General features: G+C 34.8%; 27 protein-coding genes, 1 rRNA gene and 4 pseudogenes. 20 read left to right on the top strand and 12 right to left on the bottom strand.

Annotated features, from left to right (window positions below):
• Positions 1 to 32: 32 nt before the first annotated feature.
• A pseudogene (locus AN959_RS00155) lies at positions 33 to 290 on the top strand (hypothetical protein); the annotation flags it as partial.
• 75 nt (positions 291 to 365) lie between these two features.
• Here AN959_RS00155 and AN959_RS00150 read toward each other — a convergent pair.
• Both AN959_RS00150 and AN959_RS00145 read right to left on the bottom strand, forming a co-directional pair.
• Entirely contained in the window at positions 366 to 1565 is a 1200-nt protein-coding gene (locus AN959_RS00150) for a polysaccharide deacetylase family protein (RefSeq protein WP_056827349.1), read from the bottom strand.
• Positions 1566 to 1607: 42 nt separating this feature from the next.
• Positions 1608 to 2339 (bottom strand): hypothetical protein, encoded by a 732-nt coding sequence (locus tag AN959_RS00145; protein ID WP_056827345.1) that lies wholly within the window; start codon positions 2337 to 2339, stop codon positions 1608 to 1610.
• Between the two features lie 344 nt (positions 2340 to 2683).
• Here AN959_RS00145 and AN959_RS00140 point away from each other — a divergent pair, with 344 nt between their 5' ends.
• Entirely contained in the window at positions 2684 to 2992 is a 309-nt protein-coding gene (locus AN959_RS00140; protein WP_056827343.1) for a hypothetical protein, read from the top strand.
• Between the two features lie 67 nt (positions 2993 to 3059).
• Here the strand turns inward: AN959_RS00140 and AN959_RS00135 are convergent, their stop codons facing one another.
• Positions 3060 to 3731 (bottom strand): DUF421 domain-containing protein, encoded by a 672-nt coding sequence (locus tag AN959_RS00135; RefSeq protein ID WP_056827342.1) that lies wholly within the window; start codon positions 3729 to 3731, stop codon positions 3060 to 3062.
• A gap of 194 nt (positions 3732 to 3925) precedes the next feature.
• Here AN959_RS00135 and hprK point away from each other — a divergent pair, with 194 nt between their 5' ends.
• Both hprK and psiE read left to right on the top strand, forming a co-directional pair.
• Positions 3926 to 4855, top strand: coding sequence for an HPr(Ser) kinase/phosphatase (gene hprK / locus AN959_RS00130; protein WP_056827340.1), 930 nt, complete (start codon positions 3926 to 3928; stop codon positions 4853 to 4855).
• Positions 4856 to 5058: 203 nt separating this feature from the next.
• Positions 5059 to 5535, top strand: coding sequence for a phosphate-starvation-inducible protein PsiE (gene psiE, locus AN959_RS00125; protein ID WP_056827339.1), 477 nt, complete (start codon positions 5059 to 5061; stop codon positions 5533 to 5535).
• 82 nt (positions 5536 to 5617) lie between these two features.
• On the opposite strand, the gene AN959_RS00120 is transcribed toward psiE, so the two are convergent.
• From AN959_RS00120 to AN959_RS00100, 5 genes are all read right to left on the bottom strand, one after another.
• Positions 5618 to 6961, bottom strand: a complete 1344-nt coding sequence (locus AN959_RS00120; protein WP_056827337.1) for a TldD/PmbA family protein — start codon at positions 6959 to 6961, stop codon at positions 5618 to 5620.
• A 4-nt stretch (positions 6962 to 6965) separates the two neighbouring features.
• Entirely contained in the window at positions 6966 to 8354 is a 1389-nt protein-coding gene (locus AN959_RS00115; RefSeq protein ID WP_056827335.1) for a TldD/PmbA family protein, read from the bottom strand.
• Positions 8355 to 8903: 549 nt separating this feature from the next.
• Positions 8904 to 9275, bottom strand: coding sequence for an SET domain-containing protein (locus tag AN959_RS00110; protein WP_056827333.1), 372 nt, complete (start codon positions 9273 to 9275; stop codon positions 8904 to 8906).
• A 55-nt stretch (positions 9276 to 9330) separates the two neighbouring features.
• Positions 9331 to 10413 carry a CotH kinase family protein gene (locus tag AN959_RS00105; protein WP_056827331.1) on the bottom strand — a complete coding sequence of 361 codons (1083 nt, stop codon included), beginning with the start codon at positions 10411 to 10413 and terminating at the stop codon, positions 9331 to 9333.
• 235 nt (positions 10414 to 10648) lie between these two features.
• Positions 10649 to 11137, bottom strand: a complete 489-nt coding sequence (locus tag AN959_RS00100) for a hypothetical protein (RefSeq protein WP_056827329.1) — start codon at positions 11135 to 11137, stop codon at positions 10649 to 10651.
• Positions 11138 to 11843: 706 nt separating this feature from the next.
• Between AN959_RS00100 and AN959_RS00095 the strand changes: the two genes are divergently transcribed.
• The 3 genes from AN959_RS00095 (at position 11844) to AN959_RS00085 (ending at position 14972) form a co-directional block, all read left to right on the top strand.
• Positions 11844 to 13106 (top strand): ammonium transporter, encoded by a 1263-nt coding sequence (locus AN959_RS00095; protein WP_056827328.1) that lies wholly within the window; start codon positions 11844 to 11846, stop codon positions 13104 to 13106.
• Positions 13107 to 13173: 67 nt separating this feature from the next.
• Positions 13174 to 14133 carry a DUF294 nucleotidyltransferase-like domain-containing protein gene (locus tag AN959_RS00090; RefSeq protein ID WP_056827326.1) on the top strand — a complete coding sequence of 320 codons (960 nt, stop codon included), beginning with the start codon at positions 13174 to 13176 and terminating at the stop codon, positions 14131 to 14133.
• A gap of 116 nt (positions 14134 to 14249) precedes the next feature.
• Positions 14250 to 14972 carry an exonuclease domain-containing protein gene (locus AN959_RS00085; RefSeq protein ID WP_056827324.1) on the top strand — a complete coding sequence of 241 codons (723 nt, stop codon included), beginning with the start codon at positions 14250 to 14252 and terminating at the stop codon, positions 14970 to 14972.
• 72 nt (positions 14973 to 15044) lie between these two features.
• Here the strand turns inward: AN959_RS00085 and rraA are convergent, their stop codons facing one another.
• Both rraA and AN959_RS00075 read right to left on the bottom strand, forming a co-directional pair.
• Positions 15045 to 15527 (bottom strand): ribonuclease E activity regulator RraA, encoded by a 483-nt coding sequence (gene rraA / locus AN959_RS00080; protein ID WP_053590053.1) that lies wholly within the window; start codon positions 15525 to 15527, stop codon positions 15045 to 15047.
• Between the two features lie 169 nt (positions 15528 to 15696).
• On the bottom strand, positions 15697 to 16590 hold the full coding sequence (locus AN959_RS00075; RefSeq protein ID WP_056827322.1) for a YgaP-like transmembrane domain: 894 nt from the start codon (positions 16588 to 16590) through the stop codon (positions 15697 to 15699).
• Between the two features lie 403 nt (positions 16591 to 16993).
• Here AN959_RS00075 and AN959_RS21185 point away from each other — a divergent pair, with 403 nt between their 5' ends.
• From AN959_RS21185 to AN959_RS00060, 3 genes are read left to right on the top strand one after another with little or no spacing between them, the layout of a single operon-like run.
• Entirely contained in the window at positions 16994 to 17179 is a 186-nt protein-coding gene (locus tag AN959_RS21185; protein WP_056827320.1) for a hypothetical protein, read from the top strand.
• Between the two features lie 56 nt (positions 17180 to 17235).
• Positions 17236 to 17463, top strand: a complete 228-nt coding sequence (locus tag AN959_RS00065; protein WP_056827318.1) for an alpha/beta fold hydrolase — start codon at positions 17236 to 17238, stop codon at positions 17461 to 17463.
• Positions 17464 to 17488: 25 nt separating this feature from the next.
• Positions 17489 to 18424: a Gfo/Idh/MocA family protein gene (locus AN959_RS00060; protein ID WP_056827315.1), complete on the top strand. Its 936-nt coding sequence runs from the start codon at positions 17489 to 17491 to the stop codon at positions 18422 to 18424.
• Between the two features lie 87 nt (positions 18425 to 18511).
• Here AN959_RS00060 and AN959_RS00055 read toward each other — a convergent pair whose 3' ends face one another.
• Entirely contained in the window at positions 18512 to 18814 is a 303-nt protein-coding gene (locus tag AN959_RS00055; RefSeq protein WP_056827313.1) for a YciI family protein, read from the bottom strand.
• Between the two features lie 256 nt (positions 18815 to 19070).
• On the opposite strand from AN959_RS00055, the gene AN959_RS00050 reads away from it, so the two are divergent.
• Positions 19071 to 19973: a LysR family transcriptional regulator gene (locus AN959_RS00050; RefSeq protein ID WP_053590049.1), complete on the top strand. Its 903-nt coding sequence runs from the start codon at positions 19071 to 19073 to the stop codon at positions 19971 to 19973.
• A 78-nt stretch (positions 19974 to 20051) separates the two neighbouring features.
• The gene (locus AN959_RS00045; protein WP_056827311.1) at positions 20052 to 20888 is read left to right on the top strand and encodes a YitT family protein; all 837 of its coding nucleotides are present in this window, start codon (positions 20052 to 20054) and stop codon (positions 20886 to 20888) included.
• Between the two features lie 132 nt (positions 20889 to 21020).
• Here AN959_RS00045 and AN959_RS00040 read toward each other — a convergent pair whose 3' ends face one another.
• Entirely contained in the window at positions 21021 to 21245 is a 225-nt protein-coding gene (locus AN959_RS00040; protein WP_056827309.1) for a hypothetical protein, read from the bottom strand.
• 190 nt (positions 21246 to 21435) lie between these two features.
• Here AN959_RS00040 and AN959_RS21620 point away from each other — a divergent pair, with 190 nt between their 5' ends.
• The 8 genes and pseudogenes from AN959_RS21620 to AN959_RS00005 all read left to right on the top strand — a co-directional run.
• Positions 21436 to 21678 carry a hypothetical protein gene (locus tag AN959_RS21620; protein ID WP_056827307.1) on the top strand — a complete coding sequence of 81 codons (243 nt, stop codon included), beginning with the start codon at positions 21436 to 21438 and terminating at the stop codon, positions 21676 to 21678.
• A 5-nt stretch (positions 21679 to 21683) separates the two neighbouring features.
• Positions 21684 to 21887, top strand: coding sequence for a DNA/RNA non-specific endonuclease (locus tag AN959_RS21615; RefSeq protein ID WP_056827305.1), 204 nt, complete (start codon positions 21684 to 21686; stop codon positions 21885 to 21887).
• Positions 21888 to 22418 (top strand): annotated as a pseudogene (locus AN959_RS00025) (immunity protein YezG family protein).
• An 89-nt stretch (positions 22419 to 22507) separates the two neighbouring features.
• Positions 22508 to 23158, top strand: a complete 651-nt coding sequence (locus tag AN959_RS21990; protein WP_371256449.1) for a hypothetical protein — start codon at positions 22508 to 22510, stop codon at positions 23156 to 23158.
• A 14-nt stretch (positions 23159 to 23172) separates the two neighbouring features.
• Positions 23173 to 23589 (top strand): immunity 70 family protein, encoded by a 417-nt coding sequence (locus AN959_RS00015; RefSeq protein ID WP_056827303.1) that lies wholly within the window; start codon positions 23173 to 23175, stop codon positions 23587 to 23589.
• 339 nt (positions 23590 to 23928) lie between these two features.
• Positions 23929 to 24075 (top strand): annotated as a pseudogene (locus AN959_RS21610) (polymorphic toxin type 15 domain-containing protein); the annotation flags it as partial.
• Between the two features lie 60 nt (positions 24076 to 24135).
• A pseudogene (locus tag AN959_RS00010) lies at positions 24136 to 24663 on the top strand (T6SS immunity protein Tdi1 domain-containing protein).
• 617 nt (positions 24664 to 25280) lie between these two features.
• Positions 25281 to 25358 (top strand): 16S ribosomal RNA (locus AN959_RS00005); the annotation flags it as partial.

Genomic DNA, 25358 nt, shown 5'->3' with positions numbered 1-25358 from the left:
ATTAAGAATGATGATAGTTTCTACCTGATGTTCCAACTTTGAACGAAATTGCAGGAACAAAAATTGATCGTATGTTAAGTAGAGGAATAGGTGCTCCAGCAGGTCTAGATGAAGAAATAGCCAAAAAACTAGCAGATGCAATTTCAAAAGCAGCTCAAGATCCAGAGCATATCAAGCGTATTGATGACTTAGGTATGGAAGTAAACACGACAACTGGAGAAGAATATTTAGAAAGCTTAAAACAACAAGAGAAAAGTATAAGCGACATGAAGTCCGTATTTGGCTGGTAAAGGTATTATTAAATGTGACTAATAAAGGAGTTGCCTTTAGTTTGAAAGGCAACTCCTATATATATTATTTTATCTTTAGTTTAGACTAACAATATGTAAACCTTGATTTTTCAAATGCTCAATTATTCTTGGTAATGCTTCAATAACTGCCTGTGATTCGTGTAGTAAGATTATTGACCCTGAGGTTTTAGAATTGACAACATAATTAACAATTTCGTTTGCATTTTGACTTTTCCAATCTTCCGTATCAGCATTCCAAAGTACCATCTTGGTGTTCGTTTTATCCATTAATTCTATTGTAATTTCATTTTTAGAGCCGTATGGTGGTCTAAAAAGAGTTATTTTCTCCTGAGTTATATTTTCAATTAATTTGTTTGTATGTAAGAGTTCGTATTCCTGTTGTTCTACAGATAGATTAGTAAAATTGTGATGATGCATAGAATGGCTTCCAATAGAATACCCATTGGATTTGACATATTGAATAGAATCGTGATACTTCTCTACATTTTTTCCAATAAAAAAGAATGTTCCACCAACATCATGTTCCTTTAGAATATCTGTAATTTCCTTAGTGAATTTGGAAGGGCCATCATCGAAAGTCAGGGCAACATTTCCTTCCTGAATGCTAAAGTTAACGTTCTCACTTAGTTCTACTAAAGGCAGGACCGATTCTTGTTCGGGAATATTAGTTTTTTGAAAAGAGTCGGTTTTTCCTTTCAAACTAGCGATAGGTATTTCTATTTCTTGCGTTTTATTTTTTTTAAGTTCTTTACTATTTTCATTCGTTTCTGCCATAGATAAGAGTGAATTTGCCACAAGAACGATCGTCAAAACACTCATAAAGACTAAGGATACCCAGGCAAAACTTTGCAAAGATTTTTTATGTTTCTTTTTTTCAGGTTCAATAGATAAAGAATTGGCAATCGACGGTAAAAGAATCTGGCTATTTACTTCGTCAGTTTTAATAGCTTTTAATCCTTTTACGTATGCTTCTGAACAAGCAAAATAGATTTTTTCACTTTGATCTAGGAAAGTCCTTGTTAAATAACTAATATATTGATTTTTAGTTGAATCCCATGAGCTATAAAAGGATAGCCTGTATTTATGATGTTCACCAAACACAGTCAATGCCTTCAGATTCTCAGCTGTAAAATCATCAATTTTCCAAAGTAATTCTACATCTTTTTCAGTTGTAAATTTAATATGCAAAAATGATTGATCTGATTCTATATTGATTGATATTAATTCTACTAATTTTACTAGATAGACTGACATAAGTTGTCTCCTTTCTCTACTAGTGAATGGAGAGTTCCTTTTTTAATCTTTGTTAGTTACTTTAGTAGTGAATGAAAAAGACATTCTCTCAGTAAAATCATTGATTGTTTTCATTAATTCAGTTTTTTCCTCTAGTACTTGTGTATATTGTTCAATGGATTTTTGATTTTCAACTTCCAATTCTCTTATTCTCTCTTCCAGCTCTCTAATGGATAGCATGTTTTGATACTGATTATTGGAGGACTCTTCTTTAAGCATGTTGTATTTATTGATCTCTTTCTCAAGTTGAATTGAAATATTGTCAAAATCACTGCTTGAAGTGCTTTGATACTCCTTATAATCCTCTAGGAGCTGATCATAGCTCATTTGTTTGTTTGTAAGATTACTTTCAAGTGTACGTATTTCTTTATTTTTGTCTTGAACAAGTTGTTCTTTCTTTACCAAATCATGCTTTAAACGACTATTTGATTCATTTGCAGTTTGTAATTGTTCTTCGAGTCCTTCATTTTTATAAAACATCAATTGGCGATCATTTAGTAGGTTCTCTAACGAAACAATTAAATCTAAAGATAACTTATCTTGGTTATCTTTTGATAATATGTACTTTTTACTAGGCTGTTCTGGAGGAAAGGAATCCTCCATATTACTATACTCTTCTATTAGCTGAATAGAGACTTCTTCTTTTCCTTTTTGTTCTGTTTCGGGAAAATGATTTTGATTTGTAAGAACTCCCTTCAACCAACCCATTGACTTATTTTTGTTATCACTTGACATAATTTCAACTCCTAATAATTTATTAATAATTTTGCAAAAAATAATTCTTCGTAAAAAATGCTACAAAAGTAATTGGTTTAAAATAATAAAAATACATACAAAACTCCTTATGTTCTAATTCTATTGTATGATTCCATCGAATAATGTCAACATAATATGGTAACTTTATAGAATATTGTAAAGAATGTACTGAAAAGAAGTTTAATATCTGTCGAATTTTCAAAGTAAATTAATATAAGTTAATTGACATAGGAACAATATCATAAATTGACAGATATATTTTGGAAAATGTGGTATATTTAACGTTATTATAGTATTTCAGAAAAATAAACAGGGGGAATTTTATGTCATCTTCAAAAGTTTTAAAGTGGGTCACCGGTGGCCTTGAAGCAATTTTAGGAATTCCTATTCTAGGGGCAACAATTGTACTCTCATTTTTATGGATACCATTATTTGTGATGTTAATCCTACATATTATTACTCTAGTAATTACTAATAAGGAAGGAGGGTCTACTACTGGCAGCATATTGGGAATAGTTACATCCTGTATCGCGTGGATTCCCTTTGTTGGAATGATCATGCATATACTTACAGCTATTTTCTTAATGATTGACGCATCAAAATCAGATAGTAAAGAAAACCAATTTGTATGACTTTGCTAGTGAAAAGGCGTCCATCAACATGATAGACGCCTTTTGCAATTTTAAATTTGTTTGCCTCCTAATAGCTTCGTACAAATAAACCTTCTGTTTCCGACCATTCACAATAAGCAATTTTTTTGATATCAGTAACCCCTTGTTCAGAAAGCTTTGTTAATAACCATTTTTTATCTTTACCAATATAAGTTAAGATATCCTCTTTTACTACACCCTCATCTATTAGGAGCACCGTTGGATCTTGATCAGATGCCTTTGTTGGAAAATCTCCGTTTTTTATTGGCTCATACTGAACGTATTTATTAATAGTTAAATCGCCTCCGGGTTCTAAAAACAAATCTTTTACTTCGCGGAGAGAAAACACACCTTGTTTTCTTAAAGCTGAACGTAATTGTTCCATTTCTAAATGATTTTTATCAAACTTCTTCATATCAAGCTTACCATCACTGATGAGCTTAACAGGTTCTCCTTTTAATAGAACTCGAATAGGGTCCCATTTTTTAGTCGCTTTTTCAATTAAAAATATTAATAGTGCCCAGGTTGTTATAGCCAAAAGGAAATGAGAAATTTTCACTTTTTCGTCAAAAATACTTTCTTCAAGAATTCCTCCTAATACAAGTGTATATATGACATCATATGGAGTTAGCTGAGCTAGCTCTTTCTTACCTAGAATGCGGATTACAGTCATCAACGCTAAAAGACCAACAACTATTTTGATAACTATATCAAGGTACATACTTGTACACCTCCGTGATGCAATGTTACAAGAATATACCCCTTATTAGTTATTTTAAGCATTCTTTAGTTTCATCCGATGAATTCTCATAGTATAATGAATTGTCATTACACATATAATCTTATGTTTTACCATCTGAAAATGCTGAAAAGAGCACGATTAACGATGATATTTAGAAGGCGAGTGTTATAACTATGAAAACAATGACAGTAAAAGATATTGTCCACAGGTTTTCGTTTGAGGTGTTAAGTGGACATGGTCACTTAAACCGCGTATTAAAGCAATCTAAAGTGCGACGTCCTGGTCTTGAATTTATGGATAAATTTGATTTTATAGCGACAGATCATGTACAAATATTGGGGAAAAATGAAATAAACTATTTACATACTCTTTCTGAAAACGAATCAAAGCTACGCATAGGGAATATTGTACGTTATGATCCACCATGTATCGTTATAACATCCAATCAAGAGGAGCCACCTGGTTTAATCTCCTATTGTGTGGAGGAGAAAATTCCTGTATTACGCACTGCTGACTCTACAAGTGAAGTCAGTGAGAAAATTGATGCTTTTGTCATTAAATCGATGGCACCCGAAATAGCTATCCATGGTGTATGTGTCAACGTTTCGGGAATGGGTATTTTACTACGTGGTAAATCAGGGGTCGGAAAGAGCGAAACTGCCCATACGTTGATTGGTAGAGGACATCGTCTAGTAGCAGACGATATTGTCGTATTGAAAAAGTTAAGTCCTCAAACCCTATTAGGATCACATAATGAAAAGAACAAGGAATTTTTGGCGTTACGCAGTATCGGATTGCTAAATGTTGTTCGTCTTTATGGAAGAAAGGCGTTTCAAGAAGAAACAAGGATAGCACTTGATATTGAATTAACAAAGTGGGAGCATAATGCGCTGAATAATGAGTTAGAGCTGGAGACGAAGTTTATTGATTACATGGGGGTTCAAATCCCGCATATTCAAATTCAGCTACAGCCTGGACGTGATGTTGCTGGTTTAATTGAAGCAGCAGCAAATAATTGGTACTTAAAACAACAAGGGTATAGTGCTGCAGAAGAGTTTGTAAAACGACTCGAGAAAGATTTTGATGAACCAAAGTCAAATTAATTTAAAACCATTCTTATCTCCACTTTTACCTGGTGGGGGAGGAATGGTTTTATTAATTTAACACCTCGTTTACAATATATTTGTATAATAAAAGGGTCTTCTTTTTGAATTTTCACATAAATAATTCTAGACATGTAAGAAAACCTAACATATACTAATTAATCATATCATTCGATGTGAAGAAAAATGAATGGGGGAATTGAATGTCTAAGAAAAGAGTAGGGCTATCAGATGTACTAGAGGTTATACCTAAAGTGTTGCAAATTTTTTTGAATTTCTGTTTAGTGCTTTTGGCACTAATATTATCATTCCTCCTCATCAAAGAGCTCACTATCTTTGTAAAGATGTTGATGGTGGAAGGGAGCAATGACTACAAGCAATTCCTCGCAAATATCCTCATTTTCTTTTTGTATTTTGAATTTATAACAATGATTGTAAAATATTTTAAAGAAGACTACCATTTTCCGCTACGTTATTTTTTGTATGTTGGAATTACCGCTATGATTCGACTCATTATTGTAGAGCATGACCACCCTATAGACACATTACTGTATTCATTAGTTATTTTAATATTAATAATCGGATATTTTATTATGAATGTTACTCCTTTAGAAAGACCGAATCGTCACTGGTTTTTTAAGAATACGGAGGAAATAAAAAGAGGCACCCTCCCTAGTTGAGGATGCCTCATTCTGTAAAAAAAACACTTGAATTCTTCGTTTCTGTAAATCGTTGGATTGTTGATAATTTCTTATACTTTATTTAATCCACCGTAACAGAAAGCTCTTTTACATGTAATGAAGGTGAACCATATCCACCTGGAAGGAAGTGGAGGTCGGTTCCAATTTCTTCTATCCCCTTTATTAAATCAAAGAAATTACCTGCAATAGTCATTTGTTTGACAGCAGATGATATTTTTCCATCTTTAATATGAAAACCAGTTGCTGCTACGGAGAAATCTCCTGAAATTACATTAGTCCCTGAGTGAAGCCCTGACAAACCTGTTATCAAAACACCTTCTGCAAGGGAAGATATAAGGTCTTCCTTTGCTCTTTCTCCGGGTGCAATATACATGTTCAAAGGGGCAACGGTCAGGGTGCTTTTGTAAGATGGTTTATGAGCATGCCCGGTTGTTTCGCTTCCTTCCATTTTAGCGGTTTTACGGTTATGCAGAAGAGTCTCGAGTATTCCATTTGAAACAATGGTGCGTCTTTTGGTCGCCACTCCTTCTCCATCAAAATTTGAGCCTGCTACTGCTTCTGGATGGAAAGGGTCATCAAGTAATGTGAATAAATCGTTTGCGACCTTTTGTCCAACTTTGCCTTTTAAAAGTGATTGGTCCTTTTGCGTGTTTTCTGCCGAGAAAATCGGTGAATATGTGGCAAGTAGTGACCCTGCTGCATCGTTTCGCAAAATAATTGGGTATTTACCTGCAGGAATTGATTTCTCACCAAGATTAGATAGAGCTTCCTCAGCTACCATTTTTGCGATGTCATCAGCATTCAAAGAATGAAAATCTCGAGTCATTTTAATGTAACTACCTGTCTTCATTTCTTCACCATCTTTTGCAACAGCAGAAATGAAAATGATGAGTCCGTTCTTTTTTTCGTTCAATGAGAGGCCTTTACTGTTTGTTAACAATCTCTCTCCAGAAAAGTCTTGCAAAATACAATAGTTTAACGTGATGATTCTATGATCGTATGCCAATACTTTCTTTTCAATTGATTTGATAAAATTAATTTTGTCAGGAATTTGGACTAATGCTAGCTCTTCACTATAGAAATTATGGCCAGCATATTCATTACTACCTTCAAAAATATCTGTACCATCATTATCGTCCAGTACTTCGGCATTTTCTTTTGCTCTTTCTATTAAAAATAGAATAGAGTTTTCATCCACTTTTTCTGTATACGCGTACCCCATTTTCCCGTTATATAGACCTCGTAGACCAAATCCTGCGTCTTCCGAAGTTTCATAGCTATCAATTTCTCCCTCAAAAATCATGCATTGGAAGGATTCAGATCGTTCATAATATACTTCAGCTTCGGTGAAACCAACGCTTTTTGCTTTATTAAGAAGTTCTTCTTGAAATTCAGTAATATTCATTTTTCTAAACTACCTTCGTACCACCAACTGTTATTTCACTGACACGTATCATTGGCTGCCCGACATTAACAGGAAGGCTTCCGCTTGTTGCACCGCACATTCCTGCACCATGGGCAAGATTATTTCCAACACGATCTACAAGCTGTAATGTTTTAGCGCCATTACCAATGAGTGTTGCACCTCGAACCGGACGATCTATTTTCCCGTTTTTCACAAGGTACGCCTCCATAACTGCGAAATTATAATCACCTGTTGCAGGATTTACTTGACCTCCACCCATGTATTTTGTGTAAAGTCCATACTCAGTGGAAGCGATAATTTCCTCAGGTGTTGAAGTACCAGGTGCAATATACGTATTAGTCATTCTAGAAGTTGGATTGAAACGATAAGATTCACGACGAGAAGAACCAGTTGCTTCTGATTTCATACGGCGTGCATTAAACTTGTCAATTAAATAGCCCTTTAATATACCATTTTCAATCAATACATTTTTGCGTGTTTTTTCACCTTCATCATCTATATTGAGAGATCCCCATTCGTTTGGTAGGGTACCATCATCTATATAAGTCACGATATTTGGTGCTACCTTCTCGCCTATACGGTTAGCAAAAACTGAATTATTCTTTGCTACAGAAGTCGCTTCCAATCCGTGTCCACATGCTTCATGGAAGATAACCCCTCCAAACTCATTGTCAATAATTACCGGAAATTTACCACTTGGACATTCATCCGCACCAAGCATAGTTACAGCGATTCGTGCAGCTTCACCTGCATAATGTTCAAGATTAAGATTTTCGATAAATTCAAACCCTGCATGCGCTCCTGGCCCATAAAAGCCGGTCTGCATTTCTACTCCGTCAGTAGCAGTAGCCTGAATAGATAGTCTACTGTGAACTCGGGTATCTTCAACAAATTTACCTTCCGAATTTGCAATCAGTACATTTTGTTCCTCATCGAAATAGCGAAGACCAACTTGTTGAATGCGTTCATCATAATTTCTAGCGATTTCATTTGCTTTCCGAATGATAGCGACCTTCCTTGCATGTTCAACCGTTTGTGGCATTTGTGCAATTTGGTGAATCGGATTATACAGCTCTCTTTGTAGCGGGTGAATAATTCCGTGGGATCCCCCTTTTATGGCATGTGCTGCACGCTTTGCAGCTAGTAGCAAACCTTCTTCCGTAAAGTCAGTCGTATAGGTATAGATACTTTGTAAACCTGAAAATATTCGGATACCTACTCCAAAATCACGACCGGAAATACTTTTCTCTATCTTTCCACTTTGCATTTCCATTCTGTTCACATACTTATCTTCAATGAAAACTTCCGAAAAATCACCGCCCGTCGATAGAGCAGCTTCCAATACATTTTCTATAACTGATTGTTTTATCAATTTTCTATCCCCCTTCTACTTTGGATTATAGCGTATGATTTTTGTAAATACACTTATAAATTTGATAATTTAGTATTTTTTGTGATTTCTAATAAAAAAATTAGTAAATCATTGCGAGCACAATTAATGTATGAAACGTAGCCGAGAATATTCTTATTTTCATTATTTCTTTTAATGTTTGATCTTTGACGCTTGGAGTGTGTATATAACGATCAACTTATCGAGTTATTTAGTGGTATGTATCCTGTCCAAAACCTCCTGTAGTAGTGGTGAAATAAATGAAGAGAGTGGGATTCCCACTCTCTTACATCAGTAATTATTACTCAACAAGTAATTAAATTTTTTCAAAATAAATCAAGAGAAGGGGATAGCTTTAATTTATTAAATATATCTTTCTTTTCATTCTAAGTCGCTTTGGGGCAGGCAAAAAAACTCATTTTACTTATAACGGAGATTCCGCTTCATAAGTAAATGAGTTATTACGGGCTAATGTTAAATTATGAATTAATAGAAATAATGTTTATGGATAGTTTGTGAGCAGAATGTATATCACTCAATTACTTCAAACCAAAGTTCTGATTTATCTTCGGGGTCCCCATTGTAATTAATGGTTAATTCTTCCCCGTTATTAATATCATCTATGGCATAAAAGTCAATGGATAGATTTTTTTTATTATTAACAAATCTTACATTAGGAGTATAGGAATGATTAAAAAGTGCTCCATATCCAAGTGCGATTGCAGTACGTTTACCCCAATGGAAGCAGTAATTTAAAAGTATGGTTTTCTTCATATATTTCCATTCATTTCTAGGTGAAACTATAACAGGTGATACCTCGATAAGTTCATCCTTTTTAATGTCACGTGTAGCAAATAATCCTTTTCCATACTTCCCCGTTTCTTTAATACAAAAGGGTCCCACTGTGAAAACTCCTTTCTGTAATATTAAAAGCGTATCAAAACTATAGAAATATTATTTATTTAAGATTCTTTAATTGCTCTTTTAAATAATTATTTCGGTCACGAATAAATTGAAAAATGATTTCTGGCTCATTATCAAAAATATCAACCTTATTATTTTTATAAGGATCTAGAAGGAGGTTGGGACGGACTAATTGATGTAAATCTAGTACTTTATTTTCCATGTACTTAACCGTAAACTTAGTTTCCAAGATTTCTTCTAATACTTCTTTATAAAGCCTTCGAAATTCCGGTAATTGGATGAGAAGATATAATAGATGATTTCCTTTTTTGCCTTCAATAGGAACGTAAGTATGCTCCATGATTCCACCGCTGACTTTTCGACCCCAAGTCGCATCATAATCCCAAGGGAGTATTTCGAACATACGTGTCTCACTATTGCGATAAAGGGCGTAGTTGTGAGTAAAACCGTCGTTGTTCATTGTGCAAATTGCCCCGACCAACCAGTTCAAGTATTTGTCCATATTAATATACTGGGAGACTTCTTCGAGAAACTTAGATTGTGGCGTCGTATTTACGATGGTAATCAAATCATGAAGAAAGTCATCGTCTGATGGATCTCCTGACGCTTGTATATAGCCGTCTAAAAGCGATTCCTTTGGCTTCTCGTCTCTCGTAAAGGAAAAATTTGCATCATTGTTGATGGCATAATAAATGGGACCAGCTGGTAACCCTCTTTTTTTCAAAAATAGATCATCTACGGATTCCAATTGAAGATATACCCCTTTAAAAGTTCCGTTTCTGTAAAAGTTTATATGCTGACTTTCTGGAGAAAGAACACCAAGGTCTTGAAAGAAGTCGAGCGATAGTTTATTTCGAATAAGAGACGGATCTCTGTATTCTGCATTAAGATGTATTTTACGAGCTCCAAAAAACATTTCAGAATCGAAATCAATCACATAGGATCGTTTTCGAAACTTTCGTGTATAAGCACCGCGATAGGCAATGTTTATATCATAAACGGTTTTATCAACCTTCAACTTGCTGGAAACAGAGTCATCATTTCTTAGATTCTTTCTTAAACGGTTTAGGTCTTCTTCTTTAATCTTTAAGAAATAAGAAGGAATTAGATTTGACATGTAATCACCTCCTGCTATTTAATGGCTAGTAAAATGCTATGCTATGGCTGGAGCTGACTACTAACATAGCCTTAGTACATTTCTTTTTACGAGGGCTATGTTAGTAGTCAGTAAAATGAATAGAATTTAGCATTAATCAACTACTTAGGATTAAAAGCTTCCCTTAACCTAATGGAAATTGATTAAAGGAAGACTTCTATCTTTTTCTTTTAGATGGGTTTATAGCAAATGTGATTTATGAAGAAGAACTACTTGAAGACGAGCTGCCAGTAGACGAACTACTACTATTTCCTTTTGCCACGTGAGCTACTACTTGAAGAGCTTCTTGAAGACGAGCTGTGGGTTGATGAACTTCCAGTAGACGAGCTACCAGTAGACGAACTACTACTATTACCTTTTTTGCCATGTGATTTACTACTTGAAGAACTACTTGAAGAAGAGCTGTGAGTAGATGAACTTCCAGTAGACGAGCTACCAGTAGACGAACTACCACTATTACCTTTTTTGCCATGTGATTTACTACTTGAAGAACTGTTTGAAGACGAGCTGTGGGTAGATGAACTTCCAGTAGACGAGCTACCAGTAGAAGAACTACTACTATTACCTTTTTTGCCATGTGATTTACTACTTGAAGAATGATTTGAAGAGCGACTAGAAGAGCTACTTGAAGAGTGACTTGAAGATGTAGAACCAGTAGACGAGCTTCCAGAAGATGAACTACCACTATTTCCTTTTTTTCCTCCCATAACAGGCACCTCCTTAATAACAGATTTAGATTATAATACGCAACGTATTTATTGTTGAAGGGACAAATGCCTCAATCAGGGATAAGGCATCTCGTTGTTATTTTGTGACATAATTATTTCCCCTCCAAGAATGACTATCCTAATGGCTTAATGCTTCGACTTGGGTGTAGTCCTTTTATAGAAAATTATTGAAAGGGATTACTCTTCCTTATTCCTTGTGTACAGCCATAAACTGACAATGGCTGTTATATCACAATCGTTATGATGCCTTCTAGACGAACTCTTAAACGTTATAGAGGATCGACAATCGCATCTCCCGAATAGTTGTTCTCACTTGCAAGTCCACGGATCGACCAACCCATCCACAACCTAAAGCAAACAAAGAAAAGAGAAGGATATGAAGTAAGCTTTTACGATCAATATTTTTCGGTTTTTACCCCTCCTTTAAATCCTTAGTAAAGTTAGGTGGACTAGTAACTCTTTCGCATGTCACTTTTATTGACATAAAATAAAATAAATTCTGATAATGGTATTGACTTAAAGAAAAATACAAGTAAAATAATTAATATATAAACTATGTTATGTTTCCTAACATTTATTAGTTATATAACATNTAAACTATGTTATGTTTCCTAACATTTATTAGTTATATAACATAACATAATAAAAAGGGGGAGAAATTTAATGGAAGAAGTCATGTTTTTGATGAACAGTTTATGGACGATGGTTGCTGCAATTTTAGTTGTTTTTATGGTTGGAGGATTTATCCTTCTGGAAGCTGGATCTACACGGATGAAAAATGCGGGTCACGTTGCGGGGAAAACCATTTTCACATTTGGATTAGCTTCATTAGTGTTTTGGGCACTAGGTTACGGTTTTATTTTTGGGGGTAATGCAAATTTCTTTGTTGGAATGTCAGACTTTTTCTACGATGGGAGTCTTATCGAAGATGCTGGTCTTGCTACTACTGTATTTTTTGTATTCCAACTAGCTTTTGCAGGCATTGCTGTGACAATTGCTCTTGGAGGATTTGCTGAGCGTGCAAAATTTTCAGCTTATGTGATCTTTACCATTCTTTTCGGAATTATTGTATATCCTATTATTGCTCACTGGGTATGGGGTGGTGGCTGGTTAGCGGAGCACGGTAAGCAAGATTTTGCGGGTTCTACTGTAGTTCATTTAACTGGGGCAATGGCAGCGTTAGCTGCAACAATGTTGCTTAAACCGAGAATCGGCAAATTCAACAAAGACGGGTCAGCTAATAATCTTGCAGGTCATAACCAAGTTTATACGACATTAGGAGTATTAATCCTTTGGGTTGGTTGGTTTGGATTCAACGCAGGAAGTACAGTATCAGTAGATGGAGCATTCTTTGGGTTTGTTGCTTTAAATACTACACTTGCTGCTGGTGCAGGCGCAGTTGCTGCAACGTTAATCTCTTGGGTCGTATTAGGAAAATCAGATATCACAACTATATTAAATGGTGCATTAGCAGGCTTAGTTGCCATTACAGCTTCCTGTGCATTTGTAGATGTTTGGGCATCTGTTATTATTGGTTTTATAGCTGGAGTACTTGTATTCTACAGCGCTAGATTCTTTGAAAAGAGAAAAATTGATGATCCAATTTATGCGCTATCAGTACATGGAGCGGCGGGTGTGTGGGGTACTTTGTCAACAGGATTCTTTGCCACACCAGAGCTTGCAAGTGTTGGTAAACCAGGATTATTTTATGGTGGTGGATTGGATCAATTAGGGGTCCAATTAATGGGGGTTGTCGCTTGTGGTCTATTTGCTTTCATAGTTTCCTATGCTATCTTATTTATAATGAAAAAAGTAATGGGTGGCATTCGTGTTTCTGAAGAAGAAGAAATCATGGGCTTAGATATGAGCGAACACGGTAATTATGGGTATCCAGAACAAATGATTTTAGAGGAATCGAAATCATAAAATAATTATAACTCAACAATAAAAAGCCTCTGTATCAGGGGCTTTTGGCATAAAAGGAAGTGTTATTGTGGAAACGTATGAATCTATTAGAGAATGGAAGGATGAAAATATTACTACCTTTCTAGATGATACTGTTTCTCTCAATGATTTTCATGATCTTGTGATGCACAAAGTAATGGGAATAGCCAAATGCAAAATGAAAAGTGAGAGTCCTCCATGCGACTTTACATGGTTTATAACAGGGAGTGGCGGACGATTTGAACAGGGCGTTATAAGTGATCAGGATCATGGTATCGTTTATGCAATATCGAATGAAGAAAATGATGAGTACTTTAAAAAGCTTGGTGAAGAACTATCATATGGACTTAATATTACTGGTTATCCGTATTGTCAAGGGAATATTATGAGCTCTAATCCAATCTGGTGCAAGTCATTTCAAGACTGGCATACACAACTTCGGGAATGGATGGAAAATGAAAGCTGGGAGAATATTAGGTATTTAAAAATTTTTTTTGATGCAAGAGTATTATACGGTAAACTCGGCTATATCCATCGATTAAAATACTTCATTTATCAATATCAATTGCAAAGCCCGAATCTCTTCCATCGTTTTATCGCTAATGTTATGCATGTAAAAAATGTCATAGGACCATTTGGGCAAATTTTAGTGGAGCAACATGGTGTTTATCAAGGATGTGTGAATTTGAAGTATGCAGCCTTTTTACCTTATGTTAACTCTGTTCGATTACTCTCTATTAAAGAGGGGATTTATGAAAATTCTACATTAACCCGAATGAACACATTGATCCGCCAAAGTGGTTATGAAAAACTTCTGCATAATTGTGAAAAAAATTTTGCAGACTTATTAAACTATCGTTTGTCTTTATTTCGAGCTGAAACTTATACAGATACGCATTATTTAAATATAGAAAAATTATCTAAAGAAGAGCGTAAAGGAATAAAGAGAATAATAAAGGATGGTAAAAGGCTTCATGATGAAGTGATAGCTTTCACTTTATCCAAATAATGATTCATGTTAACTGTTACAGAGGAAGTAACGAATTTTGAATAGTGATAGTATGGTGGCATGAATTTGTACACAATTACGCTAAGGTGTTTTTGATCAGAAAAAGGGTGTTAGAGATGGCATTTGAACCATTTATGCAAATTTTACGTGGGCTTCAAGGAAAGCGGACGAATATCGGTCTTGGAGATATACGAAATACCCAACAAATGGCCTTTTTACGACATTTGCAGAAAGAAATGAATCAAGAAGATGCTTTAAATATACCCTTACATGAGTTAAATGTCGTCGTGTTTGATATAGAAACAACTGGCTTTTCTCCAGAAAAAGGAGATGGCATACTTTCCATTGGTGCAACAAAAATGTATGGCACGACCATTCTCGAAGAAGATAATTTTTATTCTTTAGTCCGTTATGAAAAGGAAATACCAGAGCATATTGTGCAATTAACTGGCATTACTAATGAACAAGTATTAGAAGCGAAGCCATTAGCAGATGTTTTTATAAAATTTCTTGAATATAAACAAGACTGCACATTAGTTGCTCATCACGCTACTCATGAAAGGAACTTCTTACAATCTGCAAGTTCTCTATTGTTTCGCACACCTTTCAAACATCGAATTGTAGATACATCTTTTCTCTTTAAAATAATTGAACCTAAAATGAATATGACGACGTTAGAAGAATTATGTAGTCACAACAACATTCCTGTAGTAGGTCGTCATCACGCATTAGGTGATGCGAAAATGACCGCAAAACTATGGAGCATTTACTTAGAAAAAGCGCAACTAATTGGATGTGAAACATTGCATGATGTTTATAATCGGTTTGCAAGAATGTGAAACTTGAAAGACCTGCATGAAATGCTCATGCAGGTCTTTTTTGATAATTATTATTAGTAGTTGATTTTTTCTTTAATCTACTAGTTTTCGTTTAGAAACGATGACGCCGTCCTCGTCGGCGTATACAAAGTAACCTGGATTCCATTCGACTCCTAAAAATTGAACAGCTACGTCTTGTTCACCTTTTCCTGCTTTTTGACTTTTTAATGGGTTGCTTCCTAATGCAAAAATGCCAATTTCCAATTTGGATAGCTCTGAAGTATCGCGTGCACAACCATTTATAATGACTCCGGCTAATCCTCTATCTTGAGCGATTTCAGCAAGACGATCTCCTAATAAAGCACATCTGCGAGATCCTCCGCCGTCTACTACTAAAACATTTCCTGATGGTATGGTTTCGAGAGATTGCTTTACTAAGACATTGTCTTCAAATACTTTGACAGTACTAATAGGTCCTGAAAAACTTTTCTTTTTTCCGTATGATGTAAAATCCGAACCGATTACTTGAATCTCATTTGAAAAATCATCACATAAATCAGTCGTTTTAAAGTTCATTATTCCGCCTCCTAGTTATAATAAAAGATTACAAGTATTACATATTTATCATTATAGTATTGAAGTGTCAAAAAATTAAGTTTTTTTGTTTCCTATTATCTTGCTTATTACACTTTTTATGCATACTAAAAACCTGTCTCCACAATATGTGTGGTGACAGGTTTTATCATTATTGCAAAATATTCGATGTAGTTGTATTTTTGTCAGTTGAATTTGAAGCATTTATGACCGATGAAGCTGCAATATCTTTATTAGCTGCACCGTCTAAAAGAGGTTTTGTTGCATTTGTATTTTGATTGTTGTTCCCATTCGAGGATGTAGCTTGCTTGTTATTACTATTAGTTGATTTGGCAGAAGCATTTTTCTGTACATTAGATGTCCCATTTGTTGCAATACCGTTCGTCTTTGATGCTCCATCTGTAGCAGATGCTTGTTTCTTAACATTATTCGTTCCAGCAGGATTTTGTGTTCCAGTCATACTAGCCGCGCTATTCATCATTTGACCAACTTGTGGTGCAACGGTTTGAGCAGTGTTACCAATAGTTTGAGCAGCAGTTCCACTTGTCATTTGTTGGGCAGCATTTCCGATTGTCTGAGCAATGTTGCCACTCTGGCCATTTTGTTGATTACCACTACTCATGTTTTGAGTTCCTGCCTTATTATTTTGAGAAGCATTTCCGCTAGTTAATTTTTGTGCAAAATTTCCTATCATTTGCATGATGTTTCCGCTTGCTTGAGTAGTATTTCCACTTGTAGAACTTTGCAATAATTGAGTTCTGCTAGTAGCGCCGGCCCCAGCTAATGTACTTTGAGAAGCATTTTTGTTCATCATTTTTTGTATCATGTTACTATTCAACATGGTTGAACCCACTGCTTTTGATGGACAATATTTAGTTGCACCTTCCGCAGCTGTCATTGCACCAAACATGATGAGCATTTGACCGCTTCTGCTTTTAGGATTTCGCATTAGTTGTGCAGTACCGTATGCGGTCATCACTGATCCCATCATGAAACGAGTAAATGCACTTTTTGAACCGATGTTTTGTTGTGGTTTATTGGTCATTTGTTTGGAATTCCTCCTATCTGAATTATCAAAAATGAGCTTTAGTAATACGGTAGATATGCTACTATTGGATTAAAGATACTACAACAAGTGAATGCATTTCTTGTGAAAGGGAATATATAGATTTTTGGTTCCGATCATTTATGCAAGAAATGAAAGAAGTTCAAAAATCTAATGTAAACATGTGATTGATTAATTTTTTATAACTTATTTGAGCAACATGTTCATTCCAATTCAACATTAGAATCCCCAATCGTTTGCTGATTATTCGTTTTAACAAGTTGCGATTACGATTCTAAAAAGACTATTAGGGAAGGTAATGAACATCCTCATTCGATAAAGAAAGTGATTATTTGTTTTCTGCATCGATGGAGGCTTCACCTTTCCGCAAAACCAACTTGCAATGGATTTTGACTATGCGATTGCTGGATGGAATGATTATATGGATCGTTCTGTGTTTACTGATTTAGAGAGTATCTTTGAAGAGTATAATACATATACGAAAAAATGGGATGAAAACAAAGAGAGGTATGTCGCATCTCTATTCAAAAATCTCTATTCAAAAAGAAAGATGTACGATTTGGGCTAGTCGCTTCTAAATTCACTGTCTTATCCATTATAAAAGCATTTTTTGAAGAACCTTTTGTGGAAGTTTATCCTTTTATTAAGGTTCCACTCCTGTTAATTCATGCTACTAATCCTGAAAATTTGGATGATGCAAGAGCAATTGGGATTTCGCAGTTAAAGGATCATATAGATGATCTAACTGTGATACGAATGGAGGGTGCAGGGCATATGCTCCAGTGGGATGAACCGAATCGAACAACAAATGAAGTGAAGAAATGGATAAAGGAAAAAAGTGAAAATAAATAAGTAAAGGAAGAAAGGGAGTAATTTTATGAAAACTACATTTGCGTTAATTGGGACAGGAATCGTTGGGGAGCGTATTATTAATCAGATTTTGGCTCATCCTAATTGCGAAATTATTTCCATTTTCGATGAGAACAAGCTAAGACTAAAGGAAATATCAACAAAATACCAACTTCCGATGGCTGAATCATTAAACGAGCTTTTACAAACAAAACCAAATTGGGTATATATCGGGACACCACCGGTAAGTCATGCTCCACTAGCTGAGCTAATAGCTGAGCATGGTTTAAATATTCTCTCTGAAAAACCTCTTGCTCATGATACGGACGATGGATGCAGAATGGTAAAAGCATCAGAGGAAGCAAATATTAAGACAGCGATGCATTTTCCGTTAATGTATAGTCCTGCTATACAAAGTCTTAAAAAAGAGATTACGTCAGCTTCTCTTGGTGATATTGTTAAGATAGAGCTGCATACATATTTTCCACATTGGCCAAGGAAATGGCAACAAAATCCTTGGATTGCTTCAAGAGAACAAGGAGGCTTCATAAGAGAAATATTTCCACATTACTTACAACTTATGTATCATCTTTTCGGTAATTTTACGATTTCCTCCCACTATACAACCTACCCAGAAAATGAGGATCTATGTGAAACAGGTGTGTCTGCAATTGCTAAGACAGAAAGTGGGATACCGATTGTTTTAAATAGCCTGTCAGGAATTGGACAGGAAGAACTTCTAGAATTTAAGGTTATGGGAACAAAAAAAGTAATGACAATCCGAAATTGGTCAGAACTCTGGGTAAGTGAAAAGGACCAAGAAGCTGTTCAAGTTGTACCTGACAATCAGCCACAGAGTCTTCTGGACGCATGTCATGGCTTGTTAAACGGTAGGGAGTCCCTAGTTGTTTCGTTTGAGGAAGGGTTGAAAGTACAAAGATGGATTGATGAATTGTTGACATGACGTTGGAATTAATTATGAAACAAAGAGAGCTCTCCGATAAAAAAAGGAGGGCTCTTTCTCGTTAATATGCAGATTTATTCATTGTTTTTACTTTTTATATAAAGCAACTCGGTAAGGAAATAGTTGTGCTTCCATTATTCCTTCTTTTACAGCGGGGTCGTTATGCATAAGTTCAAATGCTTCTTCCTCTGTGTCAACTTCTAAAATAACAATTCCGATTGGGTCTAAGTTCAAAGTTCTACCAGCTAACAGGAGCCTTCCATCCTCTTGTAGATTTTGTAGCACCTCAAAATGGTGTTGGACGATTGAATTTTCTTTTTCAGTCCAATTTGCTTGATCTAATAAGGAAGGAATAAGTTTAAGTTGATACAAAAACTGTAATTTTTCCATTGTGGTTCTCCTTAATAAAGTATTTAAAGGCTATTGTAACAAAAACTTATCTTTAATAGTTTAATTTCAAAAGATTTATAATTCGTATTAAATATTTTAACATTAACCCTAAAATTTTGAATGATTTTAATTAAATTAATTCATTTCATTAATTTAGATTCGAATATTATACTATTCGTTGGGAGTAAAAAATATCGTCTTTCCGATCTGATTCCTATACAATATGAAGAATATTATTCGTATAGGGGGAATAACTATGGAGCTTCGTAACCTAAAAACCTTTTTAGTTGTCGCGGAGTGTGGTGGATTTACGCGCGCTGGTGAACAATTGGGTTATACACAATCCACGGTTACTAATCATATTAGGGCACTGGAGGAAGCTGTTGGGAATCGTCTCTTTGACCGGCTAGGAAAAACTGTTGTTTTGACGGATGCTGGGACACATCTAGCATCGTATGCAAAGGAAATACTACAGCTTTACCAGGAAGCAATCGATTCTTCACGGTTAAATATGGAGCCTTCTGGTACCGTCTTGATTGGTGCAAATGAATCGTTAATGGTATACAGGTTGCCAACAATACTGTACGAGTTTAAGAGAACTTACCCAAATGTCCATCTTATTTTGCAACCATCCGAAAGCCAGGAACTTAACAATGAATTGAAATCCGGAAAGTTTGATTTAGCATTATTTACAAATCCTGAAAAATTAGGTCCAGATATTGTCACAAGCGATTTAGTTAAAGAGACATTGGTGATGATTGCTCCACCAGGTCACCGTTTATGTGACAAAGCAGTAATTACTCCAACCGAATTAGAGGGAGAAGTGTTACTTCTTACGGAGTCGGGCAGTTATCGAGATTTGCTTGAAAGATGGATCAAAGAAGAGGGAGTAAGCTGTTCGCGTATCACTTTTTGGAATATCGAGGCCATTAAGCAATCAGTCAAATGCGGATTAGGTCTATCCTATTTACCCCTGATGACTGTAAAAGATGAGCTGGAACGAGGTAGTCTGGTTGCGTTGCCTTGGGTGCACAATGAGGAATTCGTGACTACTCAACTTGCGTTTCATAAGGATAAGTGGGTGACGCCAGCAATGAAAATATTAATGGAAATAATTCAGAAACATGCAAAGAAATGGGAGCTGGAAGACCAACAGTAAACTACATAACGTGGCGTTTGGCCGAATCGCGGCTAAACGCCCTATTTTTTGCCGGGTTCAATTTGTAGGAGGAATTAAATGACAAAGAAAAGTATCAAGGAAATATTATTAATTGTTATAGGGTCTCTATTATTCGCAATCGGTATTAACTATTTCGCAATCCCATACCGATTATCCGAAGGAGGCATCATCGGGGTCACGGTGATTACTCATTATTTATTTGATTGGTCACCTGGTATCGTGAACCTTCTGATCAATGCAATTCTTTTAGCGGTAGGTTATAAGTTTTTCGATAAAAAAACAATGATTTATACAGTACTCGGGATTATTTTTTCATCATTTTTTCTATTCATAACTGAAGACGTTGGCCATCAGTTGAATGGAGATACATTGCTTGCCGCTTTATTCTCAGGAGTGTTTGTAGGTCTGGGTCTCGGCATGATGTTTAGGGCAGGTGGAACCTCAGGAGGATCTGCTATTCTAGCACGTTTAGCTAATCAATATTTAGGCTGGAGTCTGGGGAAGGGTGTCCTCGTGATTGATATTATTGTTATTGCTGGTTCGGTATTCATTATCGGTCAGGAAAAAGCGATGTATACCCTTGTTGCGGTGTTCTTAGGATCTAAAGTAATCGATTATGTAATTGAAGGGCTCAATAACCGGACAGCAGTAACGATCATTTCAGAGCACTCAGAAGCGATTCGTCAATTTATCTTAGATAACATGACACGCGGCGTGACGATTTTGGAAGGTCGTGGGGGCTATAGCCAGAACCAAAAAGATGTTCTCTATATTGTCATCAACCAACAGGAATTAGTCCAATTGAAACAGACCGTCAGCAATGTTGACGATCAGGCATTTGTTGTCGTCCATGAAGTTCGTGACGTATTAGGTAGTAGTTTTAGTACTAGCTAATATTCAAGATTACTAAATCTTAAATAATTTGTCATGGTAATTTCGAAACTTAATAATGTTTGTAGCCCTCAGTGATTAAGCACGTGAGGGCTTTTCCAATTCTAAACGAATAGATAAGTTTTTCAATGTGAGTTATCTCTTTTTATTTTTCCCAAGATCTTTCAGAGCATTTTTGTTTTTATCCACTATTTTTTCAAACTCTACTTGTACATGAATAATGTTTTCTTCCATCTCCTGAACACCAGTAACTTTTCCTTTACGTCCCTTAATTCTAATATCTTCATCAATAGAAGGTATATTTCTTAAAGCTTGATTTAATACAATAGAATTATTTTCATAAAAAAATACAGCAAACATCTTCTTGTCCCCTTTACACATTAAAAGTTAGAATCTATTTATTTTATGATTCTGATGAAAAAATAGAACTTTAAGTAGAAGATAAGAGTTAATTAAAATCTATGGTTCAACGCCATCATCAGGAACTCCAGATGGTTTCGCACCTTTTCTTTTAGGAGACATTGCGACCATCGTTGGACCGGAAGCGACAGTGAACGAGCGGATAGAAGCGGCTGCCTTCACGTTCGTCAAACCTTTAAAAGTCGAGGATACTGGCCATGATTTATTGAAAGCTGGGGAAAATGCTAAGGATGCTGGTAAGGGTACGGGTGAAGGTAGTAAGATTGTTAATAATGTTATTAAAGATGATAGTCATTTTTTAGATGAACTTAAATTAAAGCCGAATGTAAAATATGAAACAAATGGATATCGATATCAAAAAGACGATTTATAGTTGCAATGAATGGGAATGTTAATGTAAGTGCTTATAAAAAACTTGAATATTCTTGGGCAAAAGCTTTGAAAGAAGGTCAACAAGTGTCGGTAGATGTAAAACCAATATATGAAGGTCAGTCTTTACGACCAAGTAGATTTGAAATGAAGTATAAAATTGATGGTAAAAAATCTGTGGAAGTCTTGGAAAACATATATGGAGGTAAATAAATGAACAAAGAAAAAATGGAGCAACTGTATCAAAAAATAGGACAACACTTAAATTTTATTATTCCTGAATCTTGGGATAAAGTATTATTATATTCCGAAGTAACAGAGTGGAGTAATCGAACTTATTTCTACTACTATCCTCATAAAAAAGAAACACCTATTTATAGTTTAGATATTGAAGATATGGATAATATTAATGAAGGCGAATTTAATAGGCAATTACACTAATTATATGAATATCTAAAAGAATTATGGTTTGAATTTAAAAATCAAAAACAAGAACAATGGACTAATTTAACATTTGAATTAACTTCAAATGGAAAATTTAATATTGACTATAATTATAGAAATTTAGAAAATGATGACAGTTATGAGCAACAAGTAATTTGGGGATATGAAAAATTAGGCATCATCCCAAACGAGAATAGACAACGAGATTTCAAGATAATTGAAGAGTATAAAAAAATATTAACAATAATACTAAATAAACATACCTACGTTAATAAAAATATAATGATATTTAAACCTTGATTTGCTATATGCTTTTCAAGGTTTTTTGTTAAAGGCATTTATGATTAAATTAAGCAATATTATAATCAATATTAAGCAGACATTAGAGATTGATATCAATTATGGTCACTTTCGAAGGCAAAAGAAAAGTTATGGGCGGAAATGGATCAGGAACACCCGATGGTTTAGCGCCATTTACAATGGCCTCCTATGACTTCTTTTTAGGAGACATTGCAACCATCGTGGGACCTGAAGCGACAGTAAACGAACGGATAGAAGCAGCTGCCTTTACTTTCGTCAAACCTTTAAAAGTCGCGGATACTGGCCATGATTTATTGAAGGCTAGGGAAAATGCTAAGGATGCTGGTAAGGGTATAGATAAAACTAGACTGTCATGGAGACAATCTGAAATTGATGTAGAGAAGGATTTCCCTGAGTATAATGCTCAAAAGTCTTTTAAAGATGGTAAAGAAGTACCTTATGGAGAAAAAGGTAGTTCTAGACCAGATTTGTATCAGACCGGGCATAGTATTGAGGTGAAAAATTATAAGATTACTACTTCAAGCGGACGTAGTAGATTAGTTAATAACGTGTCAAAGCAGGTAGAAAAAAGATTAAGTGATTTGCCTAACGATACAAAACAGTCTGTTATAATTGATATTAGAGGACAAAATGTATCAGATGAAATTTTAGATGAATTGTATGAAAAGATTATGAATAAAACAAATGGTAAAGTAGATATAAGATTTAAAACAAATTGATTGAGGTGAGAAGAATGGCTGTGGGATTTAAGGTGAAATATTACTGGTATCAAGTCGGGCATGGCGATTTCTTACACTCTTTTTTCTCTACAATAAACTATCATTTAGAGCGAAATGGTTGGGGAACTGAGTATCCCTTCTTATTAAATGAACTCTATAACGGGAAACTTGAGAATGAGAATATTGATAGTGCTATAACTGAATTAGAAGTAATAAAAAAGAAATTACAGAGTTATAGTCCATCACAAGTAATATGGGATATTGAAGATCTATCTAAAAGACCACCTTGGGGTGATAATATTAGTAAGGATATCACAAACTTATCTAATTACTTTATAACAAGTGAGGGTGAGGACTTAATAGATATGTTAATGAAAGCATTAGAGAAGGGACTAAAAACTAATTCAGATGTTTATATAGAAAGCTTATAAATAATACCCTTCTATTGATGACCTTGAAATTATATCAAGGTCATTTTTTATAGTTTAGGTGGTACGGAGTGTCAAATAAACCGCTTGTAGAATAATAGAATAGTGATAACCCTTATAATCCCTTGATGATGTATTAACAAATTATATAGTACTTACAACACCTTTAAAACGTATACCCTATTTAATGTATTTCATCTCTTATAAATAACCAGTAAATTATCAGCTAGACAAGAAGCACTTAAAGATAAAATTGCTAAACTGCGAAAGCAAGGACCTTCCAGAGCAGATGCGACACAGTAAGCTTCAGAATGGCTGGAAACATAAGTAGCACTTCATAATCCAGATCAAATAGCTGGAGGAAGAGAAGACATTATTGGAGGTTTAGGGGATAGAAGAGTAAATTCCTCGATAGGTTCACAATGGAAATATAGAGTTGATGTTGTTGATGAACAAATTAGGGAAATTGCTAAGAATATGACACCTTAGTAGCTAAAGAATACTTATTTAAATGTGAATTAACTCAATAATCAAAGGAGGGTATTTTAATTGGAAACAATATTTAGCGATTTTATAAAAAATGAAACAGTTGATGAAGTTGTTATTTTAAAATATAAGGATAAACTTCCTGAAGAATTAATAGAAACCTGGAAAAAAATGGTTTTGGTACTTTCGTAAATGACTTTTTAAAAGTTATTAATCCAGACGATTATTTAGATTTTAGAGAGAAGTTATCTAAGGCATGAGCAGGCGATTCCTATTTTTACAACCGCAATGGGTGATATTATATTATGGGAAAAAGATAAGTATGTAAATTTATTATACTTTAGGAAAGGATCTGTTAATGTTGTTTCATCCAGATTTGAATTCTTTTTTGATGACTTAAAAGATAATGACTTTATGAACGATGAATTAATGTGGCAACCTTATCCTGAAGCGATTAGTAAATACAGTGCCACTAACTATGACGAGTGTTTTGGGTACACTCCGGGGGTAGAAAAAGTAGAGAATTTAAAAAAAGTCAAATTGAAGGAACATATTTTTATTATTACTGAATCTATGGGGCCAGTTTCTTAATGTTAAGGATTGTGTTACAGAATTAATTATAAGCACTTGATTATTGTGGGTCTACATAGTGCCAAGGGTGACATCTATTTGCTAAATAACAAGTGCTTTAATCAATAACTTTCTTTCTTACTTGTTCTTTAATTGTTGATAAGAAATATTTTCATCATCATTAGAGTTTCTTCTATAATATAGATTTTAGTAAACGTAATCTTTAGCCATTTTGTAAAACACATCAATTCCTAAACGTTTAGCTATATTCTGGTACTTTTTATTTTACTTAAGTATTAAAGATTGATGATGCAACCATCTTCATTTAGAAGTTCGAGAAAAAGACTTGCCATAAGTTTAAAAGGGTGGTATAGTAATCAAGTTGTCATTTTTATTACTGATTCACATCGAAAATAAAATAAAAAAAGTTGTTGACATAGATAACGAGATTTGGTATGATATTAAAGTCGCCAAAACGACAACACAATAAATTTTAAACATGAACATTGAAAACTGAACATGCAAAACGTTAAGACATATAGCTTGATAGACTAGCTTCGGTTAGTCGGATAGCAAAACAATTTTGACATCATTTAATGATGATGCCGGCAAAACAAAATGAGCTTTTTAAGTTCTCTTTTATGGAGAGTTTGATCCTGGCTCAGGACGAACGCTGGCGGCGTGCCTAATACATGCAAGTCGAGCGGATGATGAAG

Source organism: Psychrobacillus sp. FJAT-21963 (assembly GCF_001420585.1).
Classification (GTDB): Bacteria; Bacillota; Bacilli; order Bacillales_A; family Planococcaceae; genus Psychrobacillus.
This window is presented reverse-complemented; position numbering and strand designations above follow the sequence as displayed.